We start from the raw sequence: 22423 nt of genomic DNA, 5'->3' as shown, positions 1-22423 counted from the left end.
TACGGAGAACCACGAGCCGACGACAGCGCGCCCGAGTTACTTCAGTCGCTCCTGGAGGAACGACGGATGGGCTGCAGTCACGCCGTCGATGGCGTGAATCTTCTCGCTGATGACCTCGCCCACCGCGTCGCCGTCGGCCGCGCGGACCTCGGCCATCAGCATGTGGTCGCCCGACGACGTGTACAGCGTCTCTATCTCGTCGAGGGCCTTCAGCGCGCGCGTGGCCTCGACGTACTTCTCGCTGGCGACGTCCATCCCGACCAGCGCGATGGACTTGCTGGAGAGTTTCTTCGGGTCGATTTCGGCGGAGTACCCCACGATTACCCCCTCGTCTTCGAGTTTGTCGATGTACTTGCGGACCGTGGGCTTCGAGACGTTGGCCCGCTCGGCGATCTCGGCGTACGAGGCCTGCGCATCGTCTTCGAGGACGGAGAGAATCCTGTCCTCGGTCGACTGCGTACTCATTACCGGTATCTTTTGGATACGGGAAAAAATACCTTGCGAACGTGAAAACGGTCGGGGTCGCGATACGAACCCGACGAAACCCCGACGAGAGCCGCGCTACTCGCGGTCCGTGGCGACCGCGCTACTTGTGGCGGTCGAGCAGGTCGTAGCTGCGCTCCCACTCGTAGTCGTCGTCGAAGTAGCGCTCGGCCAGCGGTTCCTCGGGCATGTCGCCCACGGCCTGCTTCTCCTGCTGATACGACGGCCGGTCGGAGTCCTTGTAGAACCGGCCGGTCAGCACCTCGCCCTCGTAGAGGGCGTCCTCGGCCTCGTGCATCATCTCGGCGGCCTCGCGGCGGTCGGTGATGTCGAAGTCGTAGTCGTCGCTGTCCTGGACGTCGATGTACGGGACGTACTGCTTGGCGTCCTTGTTCCACGTCGGACACTGGGTCAGGAAGTCGACGTGGGCGAACCCGTCGTGTTCCATCGCCTCCACGAGAATCTCTTTGGCCTGATTCGGGTTGACCGCCGCCGTCCGCGCGACGAACGACGCCCCGGAGGTCAGCGCGAGCGAGAGCGGCCGAATCGGCTGCTTGGCGCTGCCGTGGGGCTGGGTCTTCGACTTGTGACCCTTCGGGCTGGTCGGGGAGGTCTGGCCCTTCGTCAGCCCGAATATCTCGTTGTCGAAGACGATGTAGGTCATGTCGTGGTTCTCGCGGGCGGTGTGCATGAAGTGGTTCCCGCCGATGCCGTACCCGTCGCCGTCGCCGCCCGCCGCGATGACTTCGAGGTCCGAGTTGGCCATCTTGGCGGCGCGGGCCACGGGAAGCGAGCGGCCGTGGATGGAGTGGAAGCCGTAGCTCCGGAAGTAGGAACTCAGCTTGCCCGAACAGCCGATGCCCGTGACCAGCAGGGTCTCCTCGGGGTTGCGCCCGACCTCGGGCATCGCCTGCTTCAGCGCCTTCAGCACGCCGAAGTCCCCACAGCCCGGACACCACGTCGCCTGCGGTTCGATGGTTGGCGTGAACTCGTCGCGGTCTATCTCCCGGTCCTCGCCGATCGCGTTGAATGCACTCATGTCAGTCACCCGTTGCGGATTCGATGCGGACGTTGTACTGGCTCAGGTCGACGTCCCCGCCGATGCGCTCCCGGAAGCCCTCCGCGACTTCGGTGGGCTCGAACGGGTTGCCGTCGTACTTGAGCAGGCTGTACAGCTTCTCGCCGAACCGGCCGAGCTGGCCCTGCACGTGCCGGCGGAACTGCGCGGTCGCGTTCATCTCGACCACCAGCGCCTCGTCGACGCTTTCGAGGAACTCGGTCACTTCCTCGCTGGCGAACGGCATGATGTCGCTGACGTTCATCGCCTTGACCGAGTGGCCCTCGTCGTTGAGTACGTCGACGGCCTCCGCGACGACGCCCTTGGTCGAGCCCCAGCTCAGGATGCCGTACTCGGCGTCCTCGGGACCGTAGACCGCCTGATGGTCGGCGTTCGACGACAGCTCCTCGTGGATGGAGTCGAGCTTCGCCAGCCGGCGGTTCATCTGGACCGTCCGGTTGTCGGGGTCCTCGCTGATGTGGCCGACCTCGTTGTGCTCGTTGCCCGACGCGAGGAAGTTGCCGCCCTTCTGGCCGGGGAGCGAGCGCGGGCTGACCCCGCCCCGCTCGTCGCCCGACTCGTACATGTACCGCTTGAACCGGCCGGCCTCCTGGACCGCCTCTTCGAGGTCCTGCTCGGTGACGACGCTGCCGAGGTCCGGGTTGGGCTCCTCGTCGAACACGTCCTCGGGGACGGTCTGGTGGCCGCCCGAGAGCTTCTGGTCGTAGATGACGATGGCCGGAATCTGGTAGTCGTAGGCCAACTCGAACGCCTTCCGGGTCTGGACGTAACACTCGGCCGGGTCGCCCGGCGCGAACACGACGCGGTTCGAGTCGCCCTGCGAGGTGTAGAGGACGTGTTCGAGGTCGCCCTGCTCGGGCTTGGTCGGCATCCCCGTCGAGGGACCCGCACGCATCGCCTCGACCAGCACGATTGGCGTCTCGGTGATTTCCGCGAGTCCGAGCGGCTCGGACATCAGCGCGAACCCACCGCCCGACGACCCGGACATCGCCTTCGCGCCGGCGTGGCTCGCGCCGATCGCCAGCGACGCCGCCGCGATCTCGTCCTCGACCTGCTCGGAGACGCCGCCCATGTCCGGCAGGTGCTGGGTCATGATGGTGAACACGTCGGTCCACGGGGTCATGGGGTAGCCCGAGATGAACCGACAGCCCTCGTCGAGGGCACCGTACGCGATGCCGTGCGAGCCGGAGACGAGCACCTGGTCGTCGTCGTAGTCGCCCTCGGCCGTCGGCGCGCGCAGGTCGTGGGTGTGTTCGTAGTCGGCCGCGACCGAGTCGTGAGCCTCGTGGAGAATCTGGAGGTTGGCCTCCAGCACGTCGCCGCTCATCGCGTCCTCCATCAGCTCCTCGATGGGTTCGAGGTCGATGTCGAGCAGCGCGGCCGTCGCGCCGACGCCCGCCGTGTTGCGCATGACCTCGCGGCCGTGCTCTTTGGCGAGTCCGCGCAGGTCGAGTCCGTAGACGTGCCAGTCGTTCTCCTCGACGCGCTCGTCGAAGTTCTCTATCTCGTCGGTGTCGAGCAGGCCGGCGTCGTAGACGATGACGCCGCCCTCCCGGAGTTCGTCGAGGTTCTCCGACAGCGGTTTGGTCTCCTCGTTCCCGTAGTAGGCCTCCTCCTGGGGGTTCCGGGCGAAACTGTCGCCCAGCGACAGCAGGAAGTTGTAGCCGTCGCCCCGCGACTTCACCGGGTCGTCGCTCGCGCGAATCTCTACGTACGTGTGGCCGCCGCGAATCCGCGACGGGTAGTGGCGGTGCGTGAAGACGTTCAGCCCCGAGCGCATCAGCGCCTTGGCGAAGTTCTGGCTCGTCGAGTCGATCCCGTCGCCGGAACCGCCCGCGATTCGCCAGATGAGTTCGTCGTCAGTCATATTGGTCTCTCACGGCCGTTAGGCCCAGTGGTTCGAGATTTGGGATGGACGCAGAAAGCCTTTGCTATCGATTAGCAAGCAACTTTCGTGAGGATTCGGCCGTACCGGCCGGGTACCGGCTGTCCGACGACCTCCGAGAGCGGATATAACTCCCGGAAGTATATAAAATATACTTTCGAAATATACGTAATTATATAAGCGAGAGCGCGGGAAACCACCGCTATGTGGACCCCCTCGATGCGAACGCGGACCGGTGTCGCAATCGTCACCCTGCTGGTCGTCGGCTCCATCACTGCCGGCGCTCTGCCGGCGGAGAAGTCGCTCGCGGGAGCCGCCGACGCGACGGACGACGAACCGCCGTTGGCCGACGCGGGACTCGACCAGGAGGTCACCAAGGGTACGACCGTGCTGCTCGACGGCACCGGCTCGCGGGACCCCGACGGACACATCCGGCAGTATCAGTGGTCGATCCGCACGCCCAGCAACGGAACCGTCGTCCCCGACTGTCCGGCCTGCAATCGGACGGCGTTCGAGCCCTCCGAGGTGGGCGAGTATCGCGTCACGCTCACCGTCACCGACGACGACGGTGCGACCAGTTCCGACGTCCTGTACGTGGTCGTCTCGCCCGGGACGGGGCCCGACGTCTCCCTCTCCGGACCATCCAGCCCCACCGCGGGGACGGCCGCGACCTACACTGCCGAGTTCGACGCCGGAACCGCAGCCCTCGATCACGTCGTCTGGACGGTCGATGGTACGGTGATAGCGAACCAGTCGCTCTCGGCCGACCAACCGTCGAGCGACGCGACGAAGCGCTTCCCGACTCCGGACGACCGAGCGGTAACGGCGACCGTCTACGACGCCGACGGGCAGTCCGCCTCGGACTCGCTGTCGGTGCACCCCGATTCGGCCGATTCCCGGTCCGACGACGGGACGTCCGAACCGGACCCGTCGGGTCCCGGGTCGACGATCGCCGAACGGAACGCTCCGACGGTGAGCGGCGACGCGGTCGCGACGGGAACGAAACCGCTTCGCGGGGAGTACGAAGTACGATTCGACGCGCTTTCCGACGCGGTCGCCTCGGTCGAGTGGCACGACGTCGGGGGTCGGTTCGCCACCGGTACCTCGACGACTCGAACCTGGGAGCCCGGCGAGCACGAACTGTACGCCGTCGTGACCTACGTCGACGGTTCCGAGAACGTCGCAACGTTCGCGGACGGGACGACGACTGTCGTCGCTGACCCGACGCCGAACGTTTCGCTCGAGTCGCTCGACCGCTGGGGTTCGATCTCCGGGACTCTCTCGGCGACCGACGGCTACGAGAACCTCCTGAGTCTTCGAGTCGAAGTCGACGGCGAGACCGTCGCGACCTCGCCCTCGACGATTCGCAACCCCAGGCGCACCCATCGGCAACTGAGGTTCGGCTTCTCGCACGACGAGTTCACGCCGGGCGAGCGTACTTCGGTGACTGTCGTCGCGACGGACGCACGCGGTCAGACGACTACAGTGAGCCGTGACGTCGTGCCGGTCGAGGAACCGGAGATCGTTCGTTCCGAATTCACCAACGGACCCGTGGACTCCTATCACGAACGTATCGATCCCGAGCGGTATACGGCACGTCACGTGCTGGAGATCGATTTGAACGGCGTGGACCCGGACAAATTGCAAATCACCCTTAATGGAGAAAATTCAAAAGAAATCTCGACTATAGATAACAAACGGAATAGAATATATAATTCTAAAACGGGAATACTGTCAGTGGAATCATACTGGGCAGGAGACCATCCTGGAAAATATAATATAGATTCTAGATATGAAATAAAGTCTGGTAGACATACTGCAAAGCGTAATGAACGAGCCTCATTCAACGTCACTCCAAGCAATCCCGAACTCCGACTCGACGTCCTCAACGACGGGACGGAGGACTACATCACGCGCGAGCACGGGATCCTCGTCGATGCGAGTGATTCGTTCGATCCGGACAAGACGGACCTGAAGTACATTTGGAGATACGGTGCGGAACCGACGAGCCCCGACAACACGACCGCCAAGTTCAGCGCGTACGAACGGGCCGAGAGTATCGTCGAGGACGGGTACAAACTCCGGACGAGTTGGGATCACGGCTTCCTCGCGTACTACATGCCCGACATCGAGAACGTTACTGCTGTCACCGACGAGCCGTACTACCCCAACGAAACGGTGCGGATTCGAGTCAACACCGAACCGTTCCACTTCTCGAAACCCACGTATTACGACAACTTCTCGCTCGGAATCGAAACCGGAATTCCAGGGTCGGAAGTTGTCGAGTGGGAGCAGGTCCCAGCGGCGAGCAGCGGACATTCTGACGCGACCGAAGACCCGTATCGATACACCGGACTCGTGGAGATTTCGGCTTCTGAACTCTCCGATGGTTCCGAGGTACCGACGATAACAGTCTACAACGAGGACAACGAGCGAAAGTTCCACGAAGTCGACGTCCCCGACGTCGGGCTATACCGGCTGGACGACGCGTACTTGACCAACGCCTCCGTTCGGAACCTCGAATACACTGTCGAAAAGCCGAAGTTTGACGAAGTGACCACCGGCCTCGAGGAAGAGCGGGACGAATATCTCAGGGACGGATACGCGGTCGAGTCGACGGACCATCGAATCGAGCACGTCCTCGAAAAACGCGTCAAGGTAGCGGACGCGGAGTACGAGGACAAACGGCGGAACTTCGAGTCGGAAACGCTTCGGAACGCGTTCCTCGGCACGCACTCGGATTGGCAGCGTGCGGGGACGACCACCGAAGAGGTGACTCGAACGCGGACGACGACCGACTGGTACAGCGCTGATACTGTCGAATCGCGCTCGAGCTGGCACGATGGGAGTCTCTGGAACGGCGAGTCCACGGGACAATCGCGCGAGGTCATGGTAGAGCCCGCACAGTACCAGACGCAGAAACAGTACGAACGCGAGTACGAAGTGGAGAAGACGGGCACGCGAACAATTACGCAGACGAGGACTGTGCAGGTCAGACGCACGGGAACGCGAACGGTGCTGGAGTGTCCGCGTCTGAACAGGTGCTATCCGACGACCGAGACGTACACCTACTACACGACCGAAACGCGGACCTACACCACGACGGAGACGTACACCTACACGGTGACGAAGACCGAGACGTACTGGGCGGCATCGGAGAGAGCCACGCCCCACGACCCGACTGGGAAGACGAGGCAGGTCAAGATCGACGACGCCGAGTACGAGACCCAACGCCAAGTCGAGCAGAAAGAACAGTACACCGACTCGGTCACGCGATACGTAGTCAGGACCGACGAGTTGGTGCGGCCGGCCCAGTACGAGTGGCAGGAGTCCCACTCGACGACGGACTACCGGCAGGCGCAGCAGACGGCGTCAAACGACGACTGGCGTATCGGCGAATCGGGGCCGGACGCGGAATGGACGCTGACGAAGCAGATCGGAACCGAACGGTTCGTCACGTCCCAATACCACAACGCGAGTCACGTCGTCGAGACGTCCGCAACCGTGGTCGGTAATCGCGTCAAACGGTACTACAACGTGAAAACGGGGGCGAAGGTGACGCGTCCCGTCGGACAGGTTTCCCAGCAAGAGACGTTCGTGGGCATGAGGAGTCGTCAAGCCGTTCTGGATGAAGTGCTGGACTCCGGAGATGAGTACGACGAGTGTGAATTGAAACAGAGATGCTAACGAAATAATTTTTAACTAGAGCATTTTGGAGATATAATCATGGGCGAAAACGACACGTTCGGGATGATTGTAGGCCTGTTCTCTGCGCTACTGATCGTTCTAGTGCTATTACCGGCTGCTACAGGCACTATCGGGGACGTTCCCGAGAAGAGAACAGTAGTCGACAGTGACGGAGTCGTCTACAACGTCTCATTCTCAGAAGAGGAATCTACAGTGTCCGTTGGAACGTATAACCCGACTAGATGGGATAATGAAATAACCGGGTATAGCATTCGAATCGATGGACAGCGTGTCCAAAATACGAACTTCCGGCTCGACAAGAACGAACGACGAACCGAGGAAATCAACATCACACCCGGAATCAACGTCAATCAGGACAACCACACCGTTGAGTTCTCGACCTACGGGAACTCGACCCAGTTCAACTTCACGCGGAAGATAAATTCGAGCAGTTCCGGCGACGTTCCGACGCTGTACATCTCCGACGTGGAGGTGACGACAGGGACCATCGACGGCGAACCGTCGGCGGTCGCCAACGTCACGCTGGTCAACCCGTCACGGCAGCTCTACAGTACGAAACTCATGGTTCACACCGTCGGAACTGACGGAAGTCTGTATCCGGCCTCGGTTCGTCCCGAGAGCTCCCGGACGATTACGGTGGAACTACTCGACGACCGCGAGGCCGAGATCGCGGGCGAGGCGAGGCTCTACACGGGGAATATGACCACCGAGGAGGGCGCGATGGATCAAGTCGAGTTCGCCGGCGAGACGGAGGGCGAGACGCAGGTCTGGAACACCTCGTACGACCCCGTGCGTCCGACGTGGATGAACGACAACTACGAGTATCACAACGACAGTTACAGTCGGGGACTCGGCGAACGGCTCAGCGGCGGACGGGAGGTCGAAGGCGTCCCGATAGCCTATCCCGTCGCAGCGCTCGTCGTCGGTTGGTTTGCTGTCCGAAGAATTCGGTAACGCCTCGAACGGGACCTACGACTCCTTCGTGCGGATGATCTCTCGCATGTTCACGTAGATGTCGCGGGGCGAGGTCTCCTCGTCCGGGTCGTAGAGGTCGCTGATGCGGTAGAGAATCGCGGCGACGAGTTTGCTCTCGGAGCTCTCGGCACGGATGTCGTCGGCGATCGCCCGGAGCGTCCTCGCTCGCTCCACGTCCGGCTCGTCGGAGCCCTGTTCGCGGGACATGTGCTATCGTTGCTGGCGTCGCCTGATAACGCCGACGTTGTTGGCGACGTTCTCCGTGAGTACGCGGAAGGCGTCGCCCGTGTCGCTGTCCTCGTCGAGCACGATGGGCCGGCCCTCGTCGCCCCCGGTCCGGACCGACGGGTCGAGGGGAATCGACCCGAGGAACGGCATGTCGTTGTCCTCGGCGAACGCCGCGCCGCCGCCGCGACCGAAGATATCGTGCTCGCCACCGCAGTCGGGGCATTTGAACGTCGCCATGTTCTCGGCGATGCCGAGGACGGGCGTGTCGTGCTTGCCGAACATCCGCAGACCCTTGCGAGCGTCGTCGATGGCGACCTCCTGTGGCGTGGTGACGATGACCGCGCCCGTGACGGGGACGCTCTGGAGGAGCGTGAGCTGGGCGTCCCCGGTCCCCGGCGGGAGGTCGACGACCATGTAGTCGAGGTGGCCCCACTCGACGTCCTCCCAGAGCTGCGTGAGCACCTTGTGGACCATCGGACCGCGCCAGATGACGGGGTCGTCCTCGCCCACGAGAAAGGCCATGCTCATGAGTTTCACGCCGAACTGCTCGGGTGGAATCATGGTCTCGTCGTCGGTAGCCCTGGGCACCTCTTCGGCGTCGACCATCCGCGGGACGTTCGGGCCGTACACGTCCGCGTCGAACAGGCCGACCCGCGCGCCGAGTTTCGAGAGCCCCGCCGCGAGGTTGACCGCGACGGTCGACTTGCCGACGCCGCCCTTCCCCGAGGCGACGGCGATGACGTTCTCGACGTTCGGGAGCACCTGCTCGTCGGCCGCGAGGTCGTCGTCGACGCGGGCCGAGAGGTCGACCTCGACGCCGTGCTCGCCGAGCACCTCCCGGACGCGATCGGCTATCTCGGTCTCGTGTGGCGAGTAGGGTGCGCCGAGCGCGAGCGAGACGGCGGCGGCGTCGCCCTCGACGGACACGTCGTTGACGAGACCCAGCGAGACCACGTCGTCGCCGAGGTCGGGGTCCTCGACCTCCCTGAGCAGGTCGCGAACCGCTGATTCGTCCATGCCAGAACGTTGGGACCGAGGAGTCGATAAGGCTTGTCAACTTCCGAGCGGCCGGCGGCGTTCCGCACCGTCGACCGGGACCTCGACGCCGTCATGTAACGAGAATCAGTTACCTGACGGCGGGTAACGACAGCGAATTTAAGGACCCGTGCGTGAAACGTTCACGTGATGTTGGAGGACGAGTTCGGGCGCGAGGTCTCGGGCGTGCGGGTCTCGCTCACCGACCGGTGTAACTTCGACTGCGTCTACTGCCACAACGAGGGGTTGGGCGACACGCGCGGACCGATGGACCCCCAGGACGACGAGATGTCCGCCGACGAGGTCGTCCGCTTCCTTGAGGTCGCCCGCGAGTTCGACGTGGAGGCGGTGAAGTTCACGGGCGGCGAGCCGATGTTGCGCGACGACCTGGAGGAGATAATCCGCCGGACCCCCGACGGGATGGCGGTGTCGATGACGACCAACGGGAGCCTGCTTCCCGGTCGCGCCGAGGACCTCGTGGACGCCGGACTGGAGCGTGTGAACGTCTCCCAGGACGCGCTCGACCCCGAGGCGTTCGCGGCGGTCACCAAGACCGGCGCGTACGACAAGGTGATAGAGGGGGTCGAGGCGGCGCTCGACGCCGGACTCGACCCGGTGAAGCTCAACATGGTCGTGTTCGAGCACACGGCGGGCTACGTCGAGGAGATGGTCGACCACGTCGCCGACAACGACGGGCTCCGGCTCCAGCTCATCGAGTACATGCCCGAACTCACGGGCAAGCCCGAGTGGAACGTCGACATCGGGCGCGTCCACGACTGGCTGGCCGACGTCGCCGGCGAGGTCGAGACCCGCGAGATGCACCACCGCAACCGCTACTGGGTGGGCGGCACCTCGGACGGGTCGGGCGGCATGGTCGAGATCGTCGACCCCGTCGAGAATCCGCAGTTCTGCGCGAACTGCCATCGCGTGCGCGTCACGCACGAAGGATACCTCAAGGGCTGTCTCAACCGAAACGACGACCTCCGGTCGATGGGCGAGATGACGACGGCCGAGATTCGGGAGGCGTTCCGCGAGACCGTGGCGAACCGCGTCCCGTACTACGGCGAGTACATGGTGCAGGGCGAGGACGGCGAGTGGGAGATAAACGACGAGTACGTGCGGAGCGTCGAAGCCTGAAGGCTCCGGCATCGGTCGTTCGTTCTTTCGCGTGGTCCGTGCGTGCTGACTTCAGCGTCCGCTCTAGCAGTACGACCTCCCCACGACCCGCCGAAGCGCCATCCACCACACCGCACAACCCGTCGCGCCCGAATCGCGTTCGGCGGGCCCACGCCACGTACTCGAACGTAAAAGTCAAGCGCGCACGCCGAAGTGACCGACGGGAGCCGCTCCCGACCTATGGCCGAAATGCGTCCCGGAGGTCCGGCCAGTGGAACCACCACGCCGCGAGCCACAGCAGGACCGTGCCGGTCGGAACCGCGAGCACGCCGGGGCGCGCGAGCCCCACCGAGAACCGGAGATGGCTCGCGCCCGCCAGCACGAGCAGGCCCGCAGTCACCCGGCGGTCCTCCGGGGCGACCGCGCCGACCGCGACGCTCGCGAGCGCGAGCAGGTACAGCAGGACTGCGACCGGCCAGGCCAGCAGTCGCGCGGGCAGGCCCGCAGTGTAGACGAACAGGTAATCGGTAATCGTCGTGACGTGAATCGGGTCGGTCGTCGCCAGCCCCCACGCGAACACGACGTCACCGGTGGCCAGCACCGACCACGGGAGCAGGGAGAGACCGAGGAGCGCGAGCAGGCGGCGCGCCCGAGCGCGTTCGGGGCGCGGCGGGGACACGCTCCTCATCCGGGGCTCACTTCCGGGTTATCAGCCGGAGCACGTCCTCGTCGGCGAGTTCGTGGTCGGTGCCGACCTGCTGTTCGTCGTGCTTGGCGCTCGGTCCCGACACGCGGGCGAACCGGAAGCGCTGTTCGAGTTCGCCGCCCAGCTTCCGGCAGGCGTCGCCGACCGTCGACCCCCGGGGCAGGACCAGCGGCTCCTCGTAGTCGACGCCCCGGCCGGGTTTGTCCATGTAGATGCGCATCAGGCCGAGCTCCTCCCAGATGGTCCCTTTGAGCGAGTCGAGGCCCTTCTCCTCCTCGGCCGAGATGAACACGGCCTCCTCGGGGTCGATGTCGTGGTCGCGCAGTTCCTGCTTGACCGTCTCGACGTAGTCGGGCTCGATGAGGTCGACCTTGTTGACCGAGACGATAGAGGGGATGTACTCGCGGTTGTCCATCACGCCGTCGACGAGTCGGTCGATGTCGACCTGCTCGCGGATGGTCACGTCGGCGTTGACGTAGCCGTGCTCGCGCAACACCTCCCCGACCACGCGCTCGGGGAGGTCGAGGTCGACGCTGGCGGTGACGCGGATGCCGCCCTTGCCCTTCTTGGCTATCTTGACGCTCGGCGGTTCCTGGTCGAGGCGAATCTTGTTCTCGTACAGTTCCTCGCGCAAGCGCTCGTACTGGTCGATCTCGAACACCGAGAGCACGAACACCACGAGGTCGGCCGCCCGGACCACCGACAGCACCTCCTGGCCGCCGCCCCGGCCGTGGGCCGCACCCTCGATGAGCCCTGGCACGTCGAGCACCTGGATGTTCGCGCCGTTGTACTGCAACATTCCGGGGTTGACGTCGAGCGTGGTGAACTCGTAGTCGCCCACCTCGCTCTCGGCCGCCGTGAGCGCGTTCAGCAGGGTCGACTTGCCCACGCTCGGGAAGCCCACGAACGCCACCGTAGCGTCGCCGTGCTTCTCGACGTGGTAGCCTTCCCCGCCGCCGGCGGAGGACTGGTTCTCGAGTTTCTCCTTCTTCTCCGCGAGTTTGGCCTTCAGCCGTCCGATGTGCTCCTCGGTGGACTTGTTGTACGGCGTCTCGGCGATCTCCTCGCGGAGGTCCTCGATCTCCTCCTCCAGGCCCATTGGGAGTGTGTCGGCGATGCGAGCCGAAAAACCCTTTCTTTCCGCCGGACTCCCGACTTCGGGGGGACTCGAAAGATAAGCCTTAAAACCGCTGCGCGGGTTCGTACACGTATGGCTGAGACGATAGAAGTGCTCGTCCCCGGTGGGCAGGCCGACCCCGGCCCGCCGCTCGGGCCGGAGCTCGGTCCGACGGCGGTCAACGTACAGGAGGTCGTCAGCGACATCAACGACCGAACCGAAGCCTTCGACGGTACCGAGGTCCCCGTGACCATCACCGTCGAGGACGACGGCGGCTTCGAGATAGAGGTGGGCGTCCCGCCGACGGCGGCGCTCATCAAGGACGAGGCCGGCTTCGAGACGGGCAGCGGCGAGCCCCAGAAGGAGTTCGTGGCCGACCTCTCCATCGAACAGGTCAAGACCATCGCCGAGCAAAAGCACCCCGACCTGCTGGCGTACGACACCCGCAACGCCGCCAAGGAGATCGTCGGCACCTGCGCGTCGCTCGGCGTCACCATCGAGGGCGAGGACGCCCGCGAGTTCAAGGAGAAGGTCGACGCCGGCGAGTACGACGACGTACTCGGCGCGGAAGAAGCGGCGGCCTGACTCGGTCTGTTTCCTCCGTCTCCGCGGCGTAGTTACAGCCCCACGCTACTGCTTCGACGGGTTTAAGTTTCGGATGACCTTCCGTTCGGAACGAGACAGGCGTCTACTGTCGGCCGTCGACCCGGTCGCGGGTTCGCTAACGGGGCGAACCCGCGACGAACGCGGCGGCGGACGGTAACCTGTGTCACTGAAAATCCGTAGGAGCGTCCTGCGTACTACGGAGGTGAACAATGGCAGATCAGGAGATAGAGCAAGCAGTCTCTCGCGCACTCGAGGATGCACCCGAGCGGAACTTCCGCGAGACGGTGGACCTCGCAGTCAACTTGCGCGACCTCGATTTGAACGAACCGTCCAACCGCGTCGACGAGAGCGTCGTCCTCCCCGAGGGGACCGGCCAGGAAACCAAGATAGTGGTGTTCGCGGAGGGCGAGACCGCCCTGCGCGCAGAGGACGCCGCCGACGAGGTACTCGACGGCGACGACCTCGAAGACCTCGGCGACGACGACGACCGGGCCAAGGACCTGGCCGACGAGACCGACTTCTTCATCGCGGAAGCGTCGCTGATGCAAGACATCGGTCGCTACCTCGGTACCGTCCTCGGCCCGCGCGGGAAGATGCCCGAGCCGTTACAGCCCGACGACGACGTGGTCGAGACCGTCGACCGCATGAAGAACGTGGTCCAGCTCCGGAGCGGCGACCGGCGCACCTTCCACACGCGCGTCGGCGCGGAGGACATGAGCGCCGAGGAGATCGGCGACAACATCGACGTCATCCTCCGGCGACTCGAAGCCAACCTGGAGAAGGGCCCGCTCAACATCGACTCCATCTACGTGAAGACCACGATGGGGCCGTCCGTGGAGGTGGCCTGAAATGTCCGCCGAAGCCGAGCGCAAGACCGAGACGATTCCCGAGTGGAAACAGGAGGAGGTCGACGACCTCGTCGACCTGCTCGAAGGGTACAGCAGCGTCGGCATCGTCGACGTGGCGGGCATCCCGTCCCGACAGCTCCAGACGATGCGGGCCAACCTGCACGGCAGCGCCGAACTCCGCATCAGCCGGAACACGCTGGTCGTGCGCGCCCTCGAAGAGGTCGACGACGGCCTCGAAGAGCTGACCGACTACGTCGCGGGCGAGGTCGGGCTCATCGGCACGAACGACAACCCGTTCGGGCTGTACAAGCAGCTCGAAGCGTCCAAGAGCCCGGCTCCCATCAGCGCCGGCGAGGTCGCCCCCAACGAGATCGTCATCGCCGAGGGCGACACCGGCGTCGACCCCGGCCCGTTCGTGGGCGAGCTCCAGAGCATCGGTGCCTCCGCTCGCATCATGGAGGGCTCCATCCAGGTGACCGAGGACAGCGTCGTGGCCGAGGAAGGCGAGGAGGTCTCCGAGGACGTCGCGAACGTGCTCGCGGAACTCGGCGTGGAGCCCAAGGAGGTCGGACTCGACCTCAAGGGCGTGTTCTCCGACGGCGTGCTGTTCGAGGCCGACGAGCTGGCCATCGACGTCGAGGAGTACCGCGCCGACGTCGAGACCGCCGCGGCCCGCGCTCGCAACCTCGCGGTCAACGCGGTCTACCCGACCGCCGAGACCACGCCCGCGCTCGTCCGGAAGGCCGAGGGCGAGGCCAAGAGCCTCGGCCTGTCGGCGGCCGTCGAGAGCCCCGACCTCGCCGACGACCTCGTGAGCAAGGCCGACGCGCAGGTGCGCGCGCTGGCCGCGCAGGTCGACGACCCCGAGGCGCTCCCCGAGGAACTCAGTGACGTCGAGGCTCCCGCCACGAGCGAGACTGCCGACGACGACGATGACGAATCGACCGACGAAGAGACCGAATCCGACGCCGACGAGAGCGACGACGCCGACGACGATGACGACGACGAGGAAGGCGGCGACGCGCTCGGCGCGATGTTCGGATAACCAACCCCTACACTACCAACAATGGAATACGTTTACGCTGCACTCATCCTGAACGAATCGGGCGAAGAGATCAACGAGGACAACCTGACCGGCGTGCTCGACGCCGCCGGCGTCGACGTCGAAGAGTCCCGCGTCAAGGCGCTCGTCGCCGCGCTGGAGGACGTCGACATCGACGAGGCCGTCGAGCAGGCTGCGGCCGTCCCCGCGGGCGGTGCCGCCGCTGGCGGCGCTGCCGACGACGGCGGAGCCGACGAGAGTGCCGACGAGGAGGAAGCCGACGACGGTGGCGACGAGGAGGAAGCCGCCGGCGACGACGAGGACGACGAGGACGACGAGGCCAGCGGCGAGGGCCTCGGCGAACTTTTCGGCTGAATCGGCCACGACCGAGCGCAGTTCGACTTTCTTTCGAGCGCCACCGGGGAGCCGCTGGCGTCGCGCTGGAGTGCCGCCAGCAGCCGTCGCTGGAGCTCGGACCCGGAACGAACCGCGTAGTGACCCGAAACGCGCGTTAAGCGGCATAGAAATAAGTGGTCGTAGTCGCTCTGGCACGACATGCGACCCGCCACGACCCGGCGAGGCCTGCTCGCGAGCCTCGCCGGTCTCTCGCTGACCGGTCGCGCGCTCGGTGCCGCCGTCGACGGCGGCCGGACGGCCGCGACGCGGACGCAGTCGGCGGCGGCGTTCGAGCCCGCCAGACACGGCTTCGGGTTCCGAAACTGGTCGACTCGCGGGGAGACGTACGCCGACCACGACCACGCGGCCGTCGGCGAGGAACGGGTTCGTCGGGTACTGGGCCGACGCTGGAGGACTCCAGCGAAGCGGAGCCTCGGCGTGGACGTGACGAGCCTCGCCGGGAGCGTGCTCGACGCCATCGCCACCCAGGTCTACGTCTCGGTCAACCAGCAGTCGGCGACCAACGGCCACTGCTACGGCATGGTGTTCGCGGCCCAGCAGTTCTACGAGAACCCCGACTCGATGCCGCTCGACCGCGAGTCGGCCAGCGAGTTCGGTCATCCGGACGCGCCCGTCGAGGACGCCGACGTCGCGCCGGTGGCCCGCGAGGTCGACCAGTACCACCTCACCCAGTTCCTCGACCTGCGGGCGTGGCTGGGCCGCCGGGCGATGCTCACCCCGGAATGGATAGACTACGAGCGCCAGCTCGACCGAGTCACGTCGGTCGTCGACGAGTTCGGCACCGCGGGACTCACGGTGTTCGACGGCGGGACCCGCGCGTCCCACCAGGTGCTGGTGTACGACTACCGGCGGGAGCCGGACGCGACCCGACTGCTCGTCTACGACCCGAACTACCCGGCCCGATGGTACGAGTCGGTCGACGCACCGCCGACGATCACGGTCGACACCGGAGGGTCCCGGCCGACCGTCCGCCAGTACGGCGACGCGTACGACGAGTTCGTGTTCAACCGCCGCGACCGCGCCATCGCCGCCGGCCACCGCGACGCCGCCTCGCTCGACCCGCCGACCGGCGAGGACGCTCGCGAGGAACTCTTCGACCTCGCGCTGTTTCTGGTCGACTCGGACGAGGTCTCGCTGACCGTCGTAGGCCCCGACGACCGACCACTCGGACGGGACGACGGGGCGTACGCCGACCCGACGAGAAGCGAGTACAGCCGGATGCGCTACCGGTACGGGTTCTCGCCCGGGCGCTACGACGTCAGCATCGTCGGCGAGTCCGACGCCGAGTACGAGCTCACGGCGGTCGTCGCGGACGCCGACGGCGAACGGCTCGACGCCCGACGGACCAGCGGGATTCGAGCGGGTGAGGTCCACCGGTACGCGGCCGAGGTACCCGCCTCGGGGGCCGGGTCGCTCGAGCGGCTCGACCGAGGTTCCTCGTGGCCCTTGACCGTTGGCGCGGTCGGGCTGGGCGCCGGGACGGCGGCGGCGGCAGCCGGGACGTACGTGCGGGCTCGCAGGCGGACCGAGTGAGGTTCAAGCAGGACGGACGCAACGCCCGGACACGGACGGCGAACTATCCCATCCCACGTCAGGACCGACACGGCGATGGTCAGGCCCGGTCTTCGTCGCCAGATAGGATACCACGGCCGAGGTCCTCTATCGGGGTGATAGATACAGGGCGCGTATCTATCGTGCCTACCACGAGATGTATGCGTGGAGGAATTTGACTGTTCCAACACCGACCAGCACGAGTCCCATCACACGAAATGCAAGTCCACCGGTTTCACTTGACCGTGTGCTGTCCGTTATCGGGCCGAAGCGACGAACGTGAACGACGTCTTCCGCAAAGTAATAGATGACGACACCCAGAATGAAGGGAATGATGTATCCAGATGGCATTGTCGTTCGTCCCGACTCAGCAATTCGGCGTATTTGAGTCTTCTTTCTCTACCTGCTCAATCCGCACCACGTAGCTACCGTTACACTTCCTTGATACGTCGTCGTAGCTGTAGTGCAACGGCCCACGGGTCCGAAGTCTGCGTCGGCGAGCGTTTACTTCCCTTCGTCAGGGGACGCTCCGTCTTCGGCAGAGGTGACCCCTGTTTCAGCGAGCCACAGAACCATCAGTTGCGAATCGTTTGGTAAGGAAGTCCGCCCTCCCCGATTTGAACGCCGGAAGACAGTCCTGCTCGCTTCGCTGCGCGGGCTGTGACTTCCGAGCCCAAATCGGCTCGGTCGGATTTACTGCCTAAATCCGCCCTCCCCGAACGGCGCTACAAAGCCGTTCGTGACCTCGTTCGAGCAACTGATTCATAGGTCGAAGAACCTCCGTCGCTGCTCGGCCTTGTGGCGCTCACTGCGCCGGTCGTAGTGCTTGTCCAGAATCTCCTCGCTGGCATTCATCCGGTCACTCACGAGGCTCCGGTCAGAGTCCTGGAGCCGGAACGCCGTCACCCGGCCACTCCGGACGTCGTGGGGAGACCGAGCCGACGGGCAGGTACTCATGTGGGCGTACTCGGTCGCGTCGCAGTCCTCCGGATCGCGGTCGTGCGGACAGGCTTCGCCGCGCCAACAGGGACGGGTCACCCGGTAAACGTTATCCCGAATCGTCGACAACGCGACTCGACCGTTCGATGTAGTTATCAGAGGCTCCCGTCCATGTTCGTCGACAACATCGTCTCGGGGACCGTCGATGTAGTCCTGGAGCGTCTGGGCGACGTGGCCGCTGATGGCATTCCAACGTTCGCTGTTCTCCTTGTTCTTGAGCGGCGTGTCCGATTCTGGTCGATGAACGAAGTGAATCGCCGGGCCATCAGCGCGGGGCCGGTCACCGTCGAGGTCGAGATCGCCGAGGTCGAGCGCGCGCAGCTCGCCCATCCGACAACCGGTGTGCCAGAGCAGCTGAAAGATAACGTGCCGACGACTCGCGTACTCGTACTGGTCGAGATAATCGACGATCTCGACAGCGCGGTCAGGTTCGAGGGTGCTTTCGCTCACGTCGTTCGAGCCGCTAACCTTCGGCAACGGAACTTGGTCGTAGAGGTCTTCCCGGACGCCGTCGATTTCGGCGCAGAACCGGAGAAAGGCTCGAAGCGTAGCGAGGTCACCTCGCAGCGTGACCGTCTTGAGTTCCTCTCCGGAGTAGCCACCGTCGCGTCGCCAGATACGGTATTGGTAGAGGTCTCGACCAGACAACTCGTTGAGGTTGGCGATACCCTGCTCGTCGCACCACGCAACGAACGCTTTCAGCCGGTAAAACTGGCCTTCCATTGTGTTTTCCGACGCGTCGTCTCTCGATTCCATGTAGAGATCGAGAGCTTCCGACGGAGCGAGAGGTTCAAGCTCAGTCATTTCTGGTCTCGCATTTTAGCTCTCGTCTATTATAGGTTACGGAGGAACTTATTCGAGTATGTTTATCCTAAAAGGCAGTAGGGCAGTTTGTATCACCCTTGGTTCACAAATGGGAATGAGAAATATATGAGAAAGTCTGGCCGGTGGATGTCGATTGTAGATGACCGGGTCCTTGAATACATCAAGGAGAACGAACACGGGTCACCTACCGAGATGAAGGAGGACGGACCTATCCGCTATTCTCGGCAATATATTGCCCGTCGATGCAAGAAGCTCGCAGAACATGGGCTACTAAAGGCAGTCGGAAACGGTGTCTACGTGATCACGGACCGAGGGGAAGCGTATCTTCAGGGAGAACTCGACACTCACGAAGACGCACCGGAGGAACCTATCGAAACTGAAGAAGCTAATAATGAGAATTCTGAGAAAAGCAACGGGTGACTAAGATGCCGGTCGCCTTCCGCCGGTCAGCACGTTGGATGCAGCAGCTTGATGACCGAATCCTCGAACACATCGAAGAAGAAGGCTGGTCTACTCCTTCGGTGATGGCGTCACTACCAGAGTTCGACGCGACAAAAGGTATCATCTCAGACCGATGTAGGATGCTTACCTACGCCGGGTTTCTTGCTCCAGTTCACAAGAGAATGTATGAGATTACCACCTGGGGACAGCTCTATCTGGAAGGTGAACTCGACGCGGCTCATCAACCACGGCCATCACCAGTCAAACTCCAAAGCTAACCAATAACTCTAAATATCTCCTATCCACGTCTCGAATTATGGATAGGCGGAGTTTCTTACGGGGTGCTATCGGAACGTCACTAGTCGGATTGGCGGGATGCACGGGAGGAGCAACATTAGTTGAAATCAAAGAGGTAGAATGTCAAAGAAGAACACTACAAAACGACGTTTGTCAGGTAATAGCAAAGAACAACGGGTTAGGTGGGAAAACACGAATCATTGTCGAACAGGAAACGGGGGACGGCACAGTTCTCAAGAAAGACAGCAAGGTCGTACGCATGAGCCAAGGGGAACGCCGAAGAATCGAAATCGAAACGGAAATGCAAGAAAATATCATTATACACACTCGCGCAGAAAGCCCGTAATGCTCTCTCATCGGGGACTCGGTCGCCGTCAGCACATCGAGGACTCGTTCGACGGACGCATTCTCAAACTGAATTCTCCCATCGGGGACTCGGTCGCCGCCAGCATATCGGGGACTCATTCGGCGACCATTCAGTCTATTCCAGCGAAACAATTCTCAGTATCTAGAAACTATTATCAGTCACAATAACGCGACAGACACCCAAACGGGTGGGCGTGTGGGTGGGTTGGAATTGTCAATACTACTTAGCCGCTCCGCGTTCTTGCAATTCAGAGAGAAGTTCCTGCCAACCAAGGTCGAGCGTGAACAACTCAGACTCCAAATCCCACGACCACGGCGCAGCGTCGTCGGGGTCGTACTCACTCCCAGTCGGCTCTAACTCTTCTACAGAGCCACCGAACAACTGGTCAGTAGGCATATCAGCGTCAGCAGGCCACCGCTCGAAAAAGTCCACGACCTTCTTCTCCCGCTTGAAGTACGGCAGCGTCGCCAGTCGCTTCGCTTCGGGGTGGAGGTCCTTCCCGGAGTGGCAGATCAGTCCGCACGCATCGACGCCGATTTTGGCGAACCGTTTCGCCAGTGGCGTCCACTGCGTGGCGACCTCGTGGCTATAGGTCCGCGCGTCGAAGTGCGTCGAGGCCTCGTCGATCACCACGAACTTCGGACGGTCGCGGTGTTCGAGCAGCGTCACCAGCAAGTCGTGCGCCGAGGTCACCGCCACGTCGGTCAGGTCCCACGACCGAACGTTCGAGACCACGAGGAGATCGTCGCGGTCGGCAGCACGGAGTTCGGCGAGTAGCGCCATCGTGTTCGTCTTCCCTGTGTTCGGATTTCCAGCGCCAACGACGAATGCCGGCGCGTCGTTGTTGTCCAACTGGGCGAGCAGCTTCATCGGGAGCCGGAGCGCCGACCCGTCGAGGTCCTGTTCCGTCACTCCGACGAGATGCGAGAGCGCCGTCCCATCGCCGGAGTAGACCGCTTCCGTCGCTTCGTCAGTGCGAAGCTTGGACGTGACCAGTTGTCCGAGAGCAGTGTCCTCGAACTGACCAGCGTCCACATCGCTGGTCGCCAGCGAGTGTTCGACGAACGAAAGCACTGCGCGGTCGTTCGCGTCCGGGACGAGTCCGGCGTGCGGATGGAGCCGGTCATCGCCGTCCATCTCGCCGCGCACCTGTTCGCGGAGCTTCGCCGCGGTCAGGAAGAGTTCGTCCGATTCGGTCATGAGAATTTCACCATGCAAGAAGCACAACGGTACGTTGGACCCTCTATCGCGTTCACACGACGGACCAACTCATCAGGGTCACACTCATCTCCACATTCGTCACAGCAATCAGGTACGTTGCACCAATCGGGGTATCGTGAGTCAGTCATCGGTAGTCACCTTCGCGTTATCGCGGACCTGTTCGACCGGGTCGGTCGAGTCGAGCGGGTCGCCGTCGAGATCGTCGCCGAGGTCGTCGGCCGGATCTCGTTCGGCTTCGGCCGGGTCGGGGTCGACCTGTTCGGTCAGCTCTTCGAGTTCCTGTTCGAGGTCGTAGCGGTCGAGCGCGTCGTCTACGGCTTCGCCCAGACCGTCGCCTTCGTCGGGAAGGCTTCCTTCCTCGAACGTGCTGACGACGTGCGTGACACCAGACCGCACGGCGTTATAGACGATGGTGAAGGCGCTATTCTTCCACGCGAATCCTTCCTTCGCGTCGTCTCGAAGCTGACCGTAGCACTGGTCGACTTTGTTGAGCGCAGTGAGGAGTTCGCGGTCGGACAGCGTCCCGCGCCACGTCCCTTCGACGGTCATCTCTTCGAGGTCGACATTTTTCCCGACGTAGAGGTTCGACGTGAGCTCGTCGAGCGCACCGTTCGTCACCTCAATCTCGTGGAAATGCTCGAACGGGAACCGGTAAAGCGCACCGTCGACGTAGCGAGCGTCTAAATCGAGCAGGTAGATGTAATTCAGCGACCAGAGGAGAGAAATCACTTTCTGGCCGACGAGCCAGCCAGCGGGAGACAGAACGACGAACGTGACGACGTAGAGTTTGAGCCATCGGGGAACACTCGGGTCGAGACCGAGGAAGAACGCCAGCGCTCCGAGAAGAGAAGCGACCATGATGATACTCCAGAACCGAACCTTCACGAAGTCGATGAGGAGTTCGGTTTTGGTCGCGGGCCGGCGGTCGAGCGCGTGCGGGTCGGTCATGCTATCCGCTCCGGTTCATCGTGTTTACCGAGAACGGCCCGGAACGTGAGATAGATCGTCACCAAACCGACTGACGAAGCGCCACCAACGGCGGCCGTCTGCGCGTCACGACCATCGAACGGCCCAGCAATCAGGGACGAACTCGAAGTAACACTAACGCCGACAAGCCGGCGGCCCGTGTCAATCGTGACGCCGACGTCACCAGACGTTTCAGGGACCCGAACTGTAATTCGGTTCCTCCCTTCTCGAAGATAGTGTTCCGACTGAGGAATCACACCTTCTCGATAGGGACTGGTCAACACGACCGACCGCTGGGGTCGGTCGCTGTAGACGACAAGCACCGCCGTGTTGCCGTCGAGCGACGCATCGCAGACAGCCGTGTGGTTGTCGACCGGAATCGGTTCGCCGCAGCCGTTCGTACCATTCGGAACGTCAGGAGCGTCGATAGGCACATCCTGCGCACCAGCAGGGGCGGACGCGAGAGCAATAGCTACCAGCGCGAGCAGCACGATTAAAAACCGGTTCATGGG

At 63.4% G+C, this 22423-nt stretch carries 21 protein-coding genes and 1 pseudogene; 10 read left to right on the top strand and 12 right to left on the bottom strand.

Annotated features, from left to right (window positions below; genetic code table 11):
- Nucleotides 1-36 precede the first annotated feature (36 nt).
- From lrpA1 to EPL03_RS03405, 3 genes are all read right to left on the bottom strand, one after another.
- Nucleotides 37-465, bottom strand: coding sequence for an HTH-type transcriptional regulator LrpA1 (gene lrpA1 / locus EPL03_RS03415; RefSeq protein WP_135827927.1), 429 nt, complete (start codon nt 463-465; stop codon nt 37-39).
- Between the two features lie 121 nt (nt 466-586).
- Nucleotides 587-1522 (bottom strand): thiamine pyrophosphate-dependent enzyme, encoded by a 936-nt coding sequence (locus EPL03_RS03410; RefSeq protein ID WP_135827926.1) that lies wholly within the window; start codon nt 1520-1522, stop codon nt 587-589.
- A 1-nt stretch (nt 1523) separates the two neighbouring features.
- Nucleotides 1524-3428: a 2-oxoacid:acceptor oxidoreductase subunit alpha gene (locus EPL03_RS03405; protein WP_135827925.1), complete on the bottom strand. Its 1905-nt coding sequence runs from the start codon at nt 3426-3428 to the stop codon at nt 1524-1526.
- 222 nt (nt 3429-3650) lie between these two features.
- Between EPL03_RS03405 and EPL03_RS20700 the strand changes: the two are divergent.
- From EPL03_RS20700 to EPL03_RS20435, 3 genes and pseudogenes are all read left to right on the top strand, one after another.
- Nucleotides 3651-3989, top strand: a pseudogene (locus tag EPL03_RS20700) (PKD domain-containing protein); the annotation flags it as partial.
- A 429-nt stretch (nt 3990-4418) separates the two neighbouring features.
- A complete protein-coding gene (locus EPL03_RS03400) occupies nt 4419-7133 on the top strand; it encodes a hypothetical protein (protein WP_135827924.1) in 2715 nt (904 codons plus the stop codon).
- 39 nt (nt 7134-7172) lie between these two features.
- Entirely contained in the window at nt 7173-8108 is a 936-nt protein-coding gene (locus EPL03_RS20435; protein WP_244605191.1) for a hypothetical protein, read from the top strand.
- A gap of 15 nt (nt 8109-8123) precedes the next feature.
- Here EPL03_RS20435 and EPL03_RS03390 read toward each other — a convergent pair whose 3' ends face one another.
- Together EPL03_RS03390 and EPL03_RS03385 are read right to left on the bottom strand one after the other, a co-directional pair.
- The gene (locus tag EPL03_RS03390) at nt 8124-8336 is read right to left on the bottom strand and encodes a hypothetical protein (RefSeq protein ID WP_135827923.1); all 213 of its coding nucleotides are present in this window, start codon (nt 8334-8336) and stop codon (nt 8124-8126) included.
- 3 nt (nt 8337-8339) lie between these two features.
- The gene (locus EPL03_RS03385) at nt 8340-9374 is read right to left on the bottom strand and encodes an Mrp/NBP35 family ATP-binding protein (protein ID WP_135827922.1); all 1035 of its coding nucleotides are present in this window, start codon (nt 9372-9374) and stop codon (nt 8340-8342) included.
- A gap of 168 nt (nt 9375-9542) precedes the next feature.
- On the opposite strand from EPL03_RS03385, the gene moaA reads away from it, so the two are divergent.
- Complete coding sequence (gene moaA, locus EPL03_RS03380) at nt 9543-10529, top strand: GTP 3',8-cyclase MoaA (protein ID WP_135828573.1); 987 nt, start codon at nt 9543-9545, stop codon at nt 10527-10529.
- Between the two features lie 217 nt (nt 10530-10746).
- On the opposite strand, the gene EPL03_RS03375 is transcribed toward moaA, so the two are convergent.
- Nucleotides 10747-11196, bottom strand: a complete 450-nt coding sequence (locus tag EPL03_RS03375) for a TIGR04206 family protein (protein ID WP_135827921.1) — start codon at nt 11194-11196, stop codon at nt 10747-10749.
- Between the two features lie 7 nt (nt 11197-11203).
- The gene (locus EPL03_RS03370; protein ID WP_135827920.1) at nt 11204-12313 is read right to left on the bottom strand and encodes an OBG GTPase family GTP-binding protein; all 1110 of its coding nucleotides are present in this window, start codon (nt 12311-12313) and stop codon (nt 11204-11206) included.
- Between the two features lie 111 nt (nt 12314-12424).
- On the opposite strand from EPL03_RS03370, the gene EPL03_RS03365 reads away from it, so the two are divergent.
- The 5 genes from EPL03_RS03365 (at nt 12425) to EPL03_RS03345 (ending at nt 16777) form a co-directional block, all read left to right on the top strand.
- Complete coding sequence (locus EPL03_RS03365) at nt 12425-12916, top strand: 50S ribosomal protein L11 (RefSeq protein WP_135827919.1); 492 nt, start codon at nt 12425-12427, stop codon at nt 12914-12916.
- Nucleotides 12917-13146: 230 nt separating this feature from the next.
- Nucleotides 13147-13785: a 50S ribosomal protein L1 gene (locus EPL03_RS03360; protein ID WP_135827918.1), complete on the top strand. Its 639-nt coding sequence runs from the start codon at nt 13147-13149 to the stop codon at nt 13783-13785.
- A 1-nt stretch (nt 13786) separates the two neighbouring features.
- Nucleotides 13787-14830, top strand: a complete 1044-nt coding sequence (locus EPL03_RS03355) for a 50S ribosomal protein L10 (protein WP_135827917.1) — start codon at nt 13787-13789, stop codon at nt 14828-14830.
- 21 nt (nt 14831-14851) lie between these two features.
- Nucleotides 14852-15202 (top strand): 50S ribosomal protein P1, encoded by a 351-nt coding sequence (gene rpl12p, locus EPL03_RS03350; RefSeq protein ID WP_135827916.1) that lies wholly within the window; start codon nt 14852-14854, stop codon nt 15200-15202.
- 180 nt (nt 15203-15382) lie between these two features.
- On the top strand, nt 15383-16777 hold the full coding sequence (locus EPL03_RS03345) for a hypothetical protein (protein WP_135827915.1): 1395 nt from the start codon (nt 15383-15385) through the stop codon (nt 16775-16777).
- A gap of 165 nt (nt 16778-16942) precedes the next feature.
- On the opposite strand, the gene EPL03_RS03340 is transcribed toward EPL03_RS03345, so the two are convergent.
- Complete coding sequence (locus EPL03_RS03340) at nt 16943-17146, bottom strand: hypothetical protein (protein ID WP_135827914.1); 204 nt, start codon at nt 17144-17146, stop codon at nt 16943-16945.
- 411 nt (nt 17147-17557) lie between these two features.
- Nucleotides 17558-18598 carry a tyrosine-type recombinase/integrase gene (locus EPL03_RS03335; protein WP_135827913.1) on the bottom strand — a complete coding sequence of 347 codons (1041 nt, stop codon included), beginning with the start codon at nt 18596-18598 and terminating at the stop codon, nt 17558-17560.
- Between the two features lie 126 nt (nt 18599-18724).
- On the opposite strand from EPL03_RS03335, the gene EPL03_RS03330 reads away from it, so the two are divergent.
- Nucleotides 18725-19039 carry an ArsR family transcriptional regulator gene (locus EPL03_RS03330; RefSeq protein ID WP_135827912.1) on the top strand — a complete coding sequence of 105 codons (315 nt, stop codon included), beginning with the start codon at nt 18725-18727 and terminating at the stop codon, nt 19037-19039.
- Between the two features lie 904 nt (nt 19040-19943).
- Here the strand turns inward: EPL03_RS03330 and EPL03_RS03320 are convergent.
- The 3 genes from EPL03_RS03320 to EPL03_RS03310 all read right to left on the bottom strand — a co-directional run bounded on the left by EPL03_RS03320 (nt 19944) and on the right by EPL03_RS03310 (nt 22420).
- Nucleotides 19944-20861, bottom strand: a complete 918-nt coding sequence (locus EPL03_RS03320; protein WP_244605189.1) for a hypothetical protein — start codon at nt 20859-20861, stop codon at nt 19944-19946.
- A 204-nt stretch (nt 20862-21065) separates the two neighbouring features.
- A complete protein-coding gene (locus tag EPL03_RS03315; protein ID WP_135827910.1) occupies nt 21066-21893 on the bottom strand; it encodes a hypothetical protein in 828 nt (275 codons plus the stop codon).
- Entirely contained in the window at nt 21890-22420 is a 531-nt protein-coding gene (locus EPL03_RS03310; protein ID WP_135827909.1) for a hypothetical protein, read from the bottom strand. Before EPL03_RS03310 ends, EPL03_RS03315 begins: the two co-directional genes overlap by 4 nt.
- Between the last annotated feature and the right edge of the window lie 3 nt (nt 22421-22423).

It is taken from the genome of Halorussus halobius, assembly GCF_004765805.1.
Taxonomy (GTDB): Archaea; Halobacteriota; Halobacteria; order Halobacteriales; family Haladaptataceae; genus Halorussus; species Halorussus halobius.
Note: the sequence above shows the minus strand (reverse complement) of the source record. Positions and strands in the feature narration are given on the sequence as shown.

Coding starts and splice junctions, on each gene's coding strand:
- EPL03_RS03360 (WP_135827918.1), top strand. CDS start 13,147: ATGGCAGATCAGGAGATAGAGCAAGCAGTCTCTCGCGCACTCGAGGAT.
- EPL03_RS03405 (WP_135827925.1), bottom strand. CDS start 3,428: ATGACTGACGACGAACTCATCTGGCGAATCGCGGGCGGTTCCGGCGAC.
- EPL03_RS03410 (WP_135827926.1), bottom strand. CDS start 1,522: ATGAGTGCATTCAACGCGATCGGCGAGGACCGGGAGATAGACCGCGAC.
- EPL03_RS03385 (WP_135827922.1), bottom strand. CDS start 9,374: ATGGACGAATCAGCGGTTCGCGACCTGCTCAGGGAGGTCGAGGACCCC.
- EPL03_RS03310 (WP_135827909.1), bottom strand. CDS start 22,420: ATGAACCGGTTTTTAATCGTGCTGCTCGCGCTGGTAGCTATTGCTCTC.
- EPL03_RS03315 (WP_135827910.1), bottom strand. CDS start 21,893: ATGACCGACCCGCACGCGCTCGACCGCCGGCCCGCGACCAAAACCGAA.
- EPL03_RS03320 (WP_244605189.1), bottom strand. CDS start 20,861: ATGGACGGCGATGACCGGCTCCATCCGCACGCCGGACTCGTCCCGGAC.
- EPL03_RS03390 (WP_135827923.1), bottom strand. CDS start 8,336: ATGTCCCGCGAACAGGGCTCCGACGAGCCGGACGTGGAGCGAGCGAGG.
- EPL03_RS03375 (WP_135827921.1), bottom strand. CDS start 11,196: ATGAGGAGCGTGTCCCCGCCGCGCCCCGAACGCGCTCGGGCGCGCCGC.
- moaA (WP_135828573.1), top strand. CDS start 9,543: ATGTTGGAGGACGAGTTCGGGCGCGAGGTCTCGGGCGTGCGGGTCTCG.
- EPL03_RS03330 (WP_135827912.1), top strand. CDS start 18,725: ATGAGAAAGTCTGGCCGGTGGATGTCGATTGTAGATGACCGGGTCCTT.
- EPL03_RS03340 (WP_135827914.1), bottom strand. CDS start 17,146: ATGCCATCTGGATACATCATTCCCTTCATTCTGGGTGTCGTCATCTAT.
- EPL03_RS03365 (WP_135827919.1), top strand. CDS start 12,425: ATGGCTGAGACGATAGAAGTGCTCGTCCCCGGTGGGCAGGCCGACCCC.
- EPL03_RS03345 (WP_135827915.1), top strand. CDS start 15,383: ATGCGACCCGCCACGACCCGGCGAGGCCTGCTCGCGAGCCTCGCCGGT.
- rpl12p (WP_135827916.1), top strand. CDS start 14,852: ATGGAATACGTTTACGCTGCACTCATCCTGAACGAATCGGGCGAAGAG.
- EPL03_RS20435 (WP_244605191.1), top strand. CDS start 7,173: ATGGGCGAAAACGACACGTTCGGGATGATTGTAGGCCTGTTCTCTGCG.
- EPL03_RS03355 (WP_135827917.1), top strand. CDS start 13,787: ATGTCCGCCGAAGCCGAGCGCAAGACCGAGACGATTCCCGAGTGGAAA.
- EPL03_RS03335 (WP_135827913.1), bottom strand. CDS start 18,598: ATGACTGAGCTTGAACCTCTCGCTCCGTCGGAAGCTCTCGATCTCTAC.
- lrpA1 (WP_135827927.1), bottom strand. CDS start 465: ATGAGTACGCAGTCGACCGAGGACAGGATTCTCTCCGTCCTCGAAGAC.
- EPL03_RS03370 (WP_135827920.1), bottom strand. CDS start 12,313: ATGGGCCTGGAGGAGGAGATCGAGGACCTCCGCGAGGAGATCGCCGAG.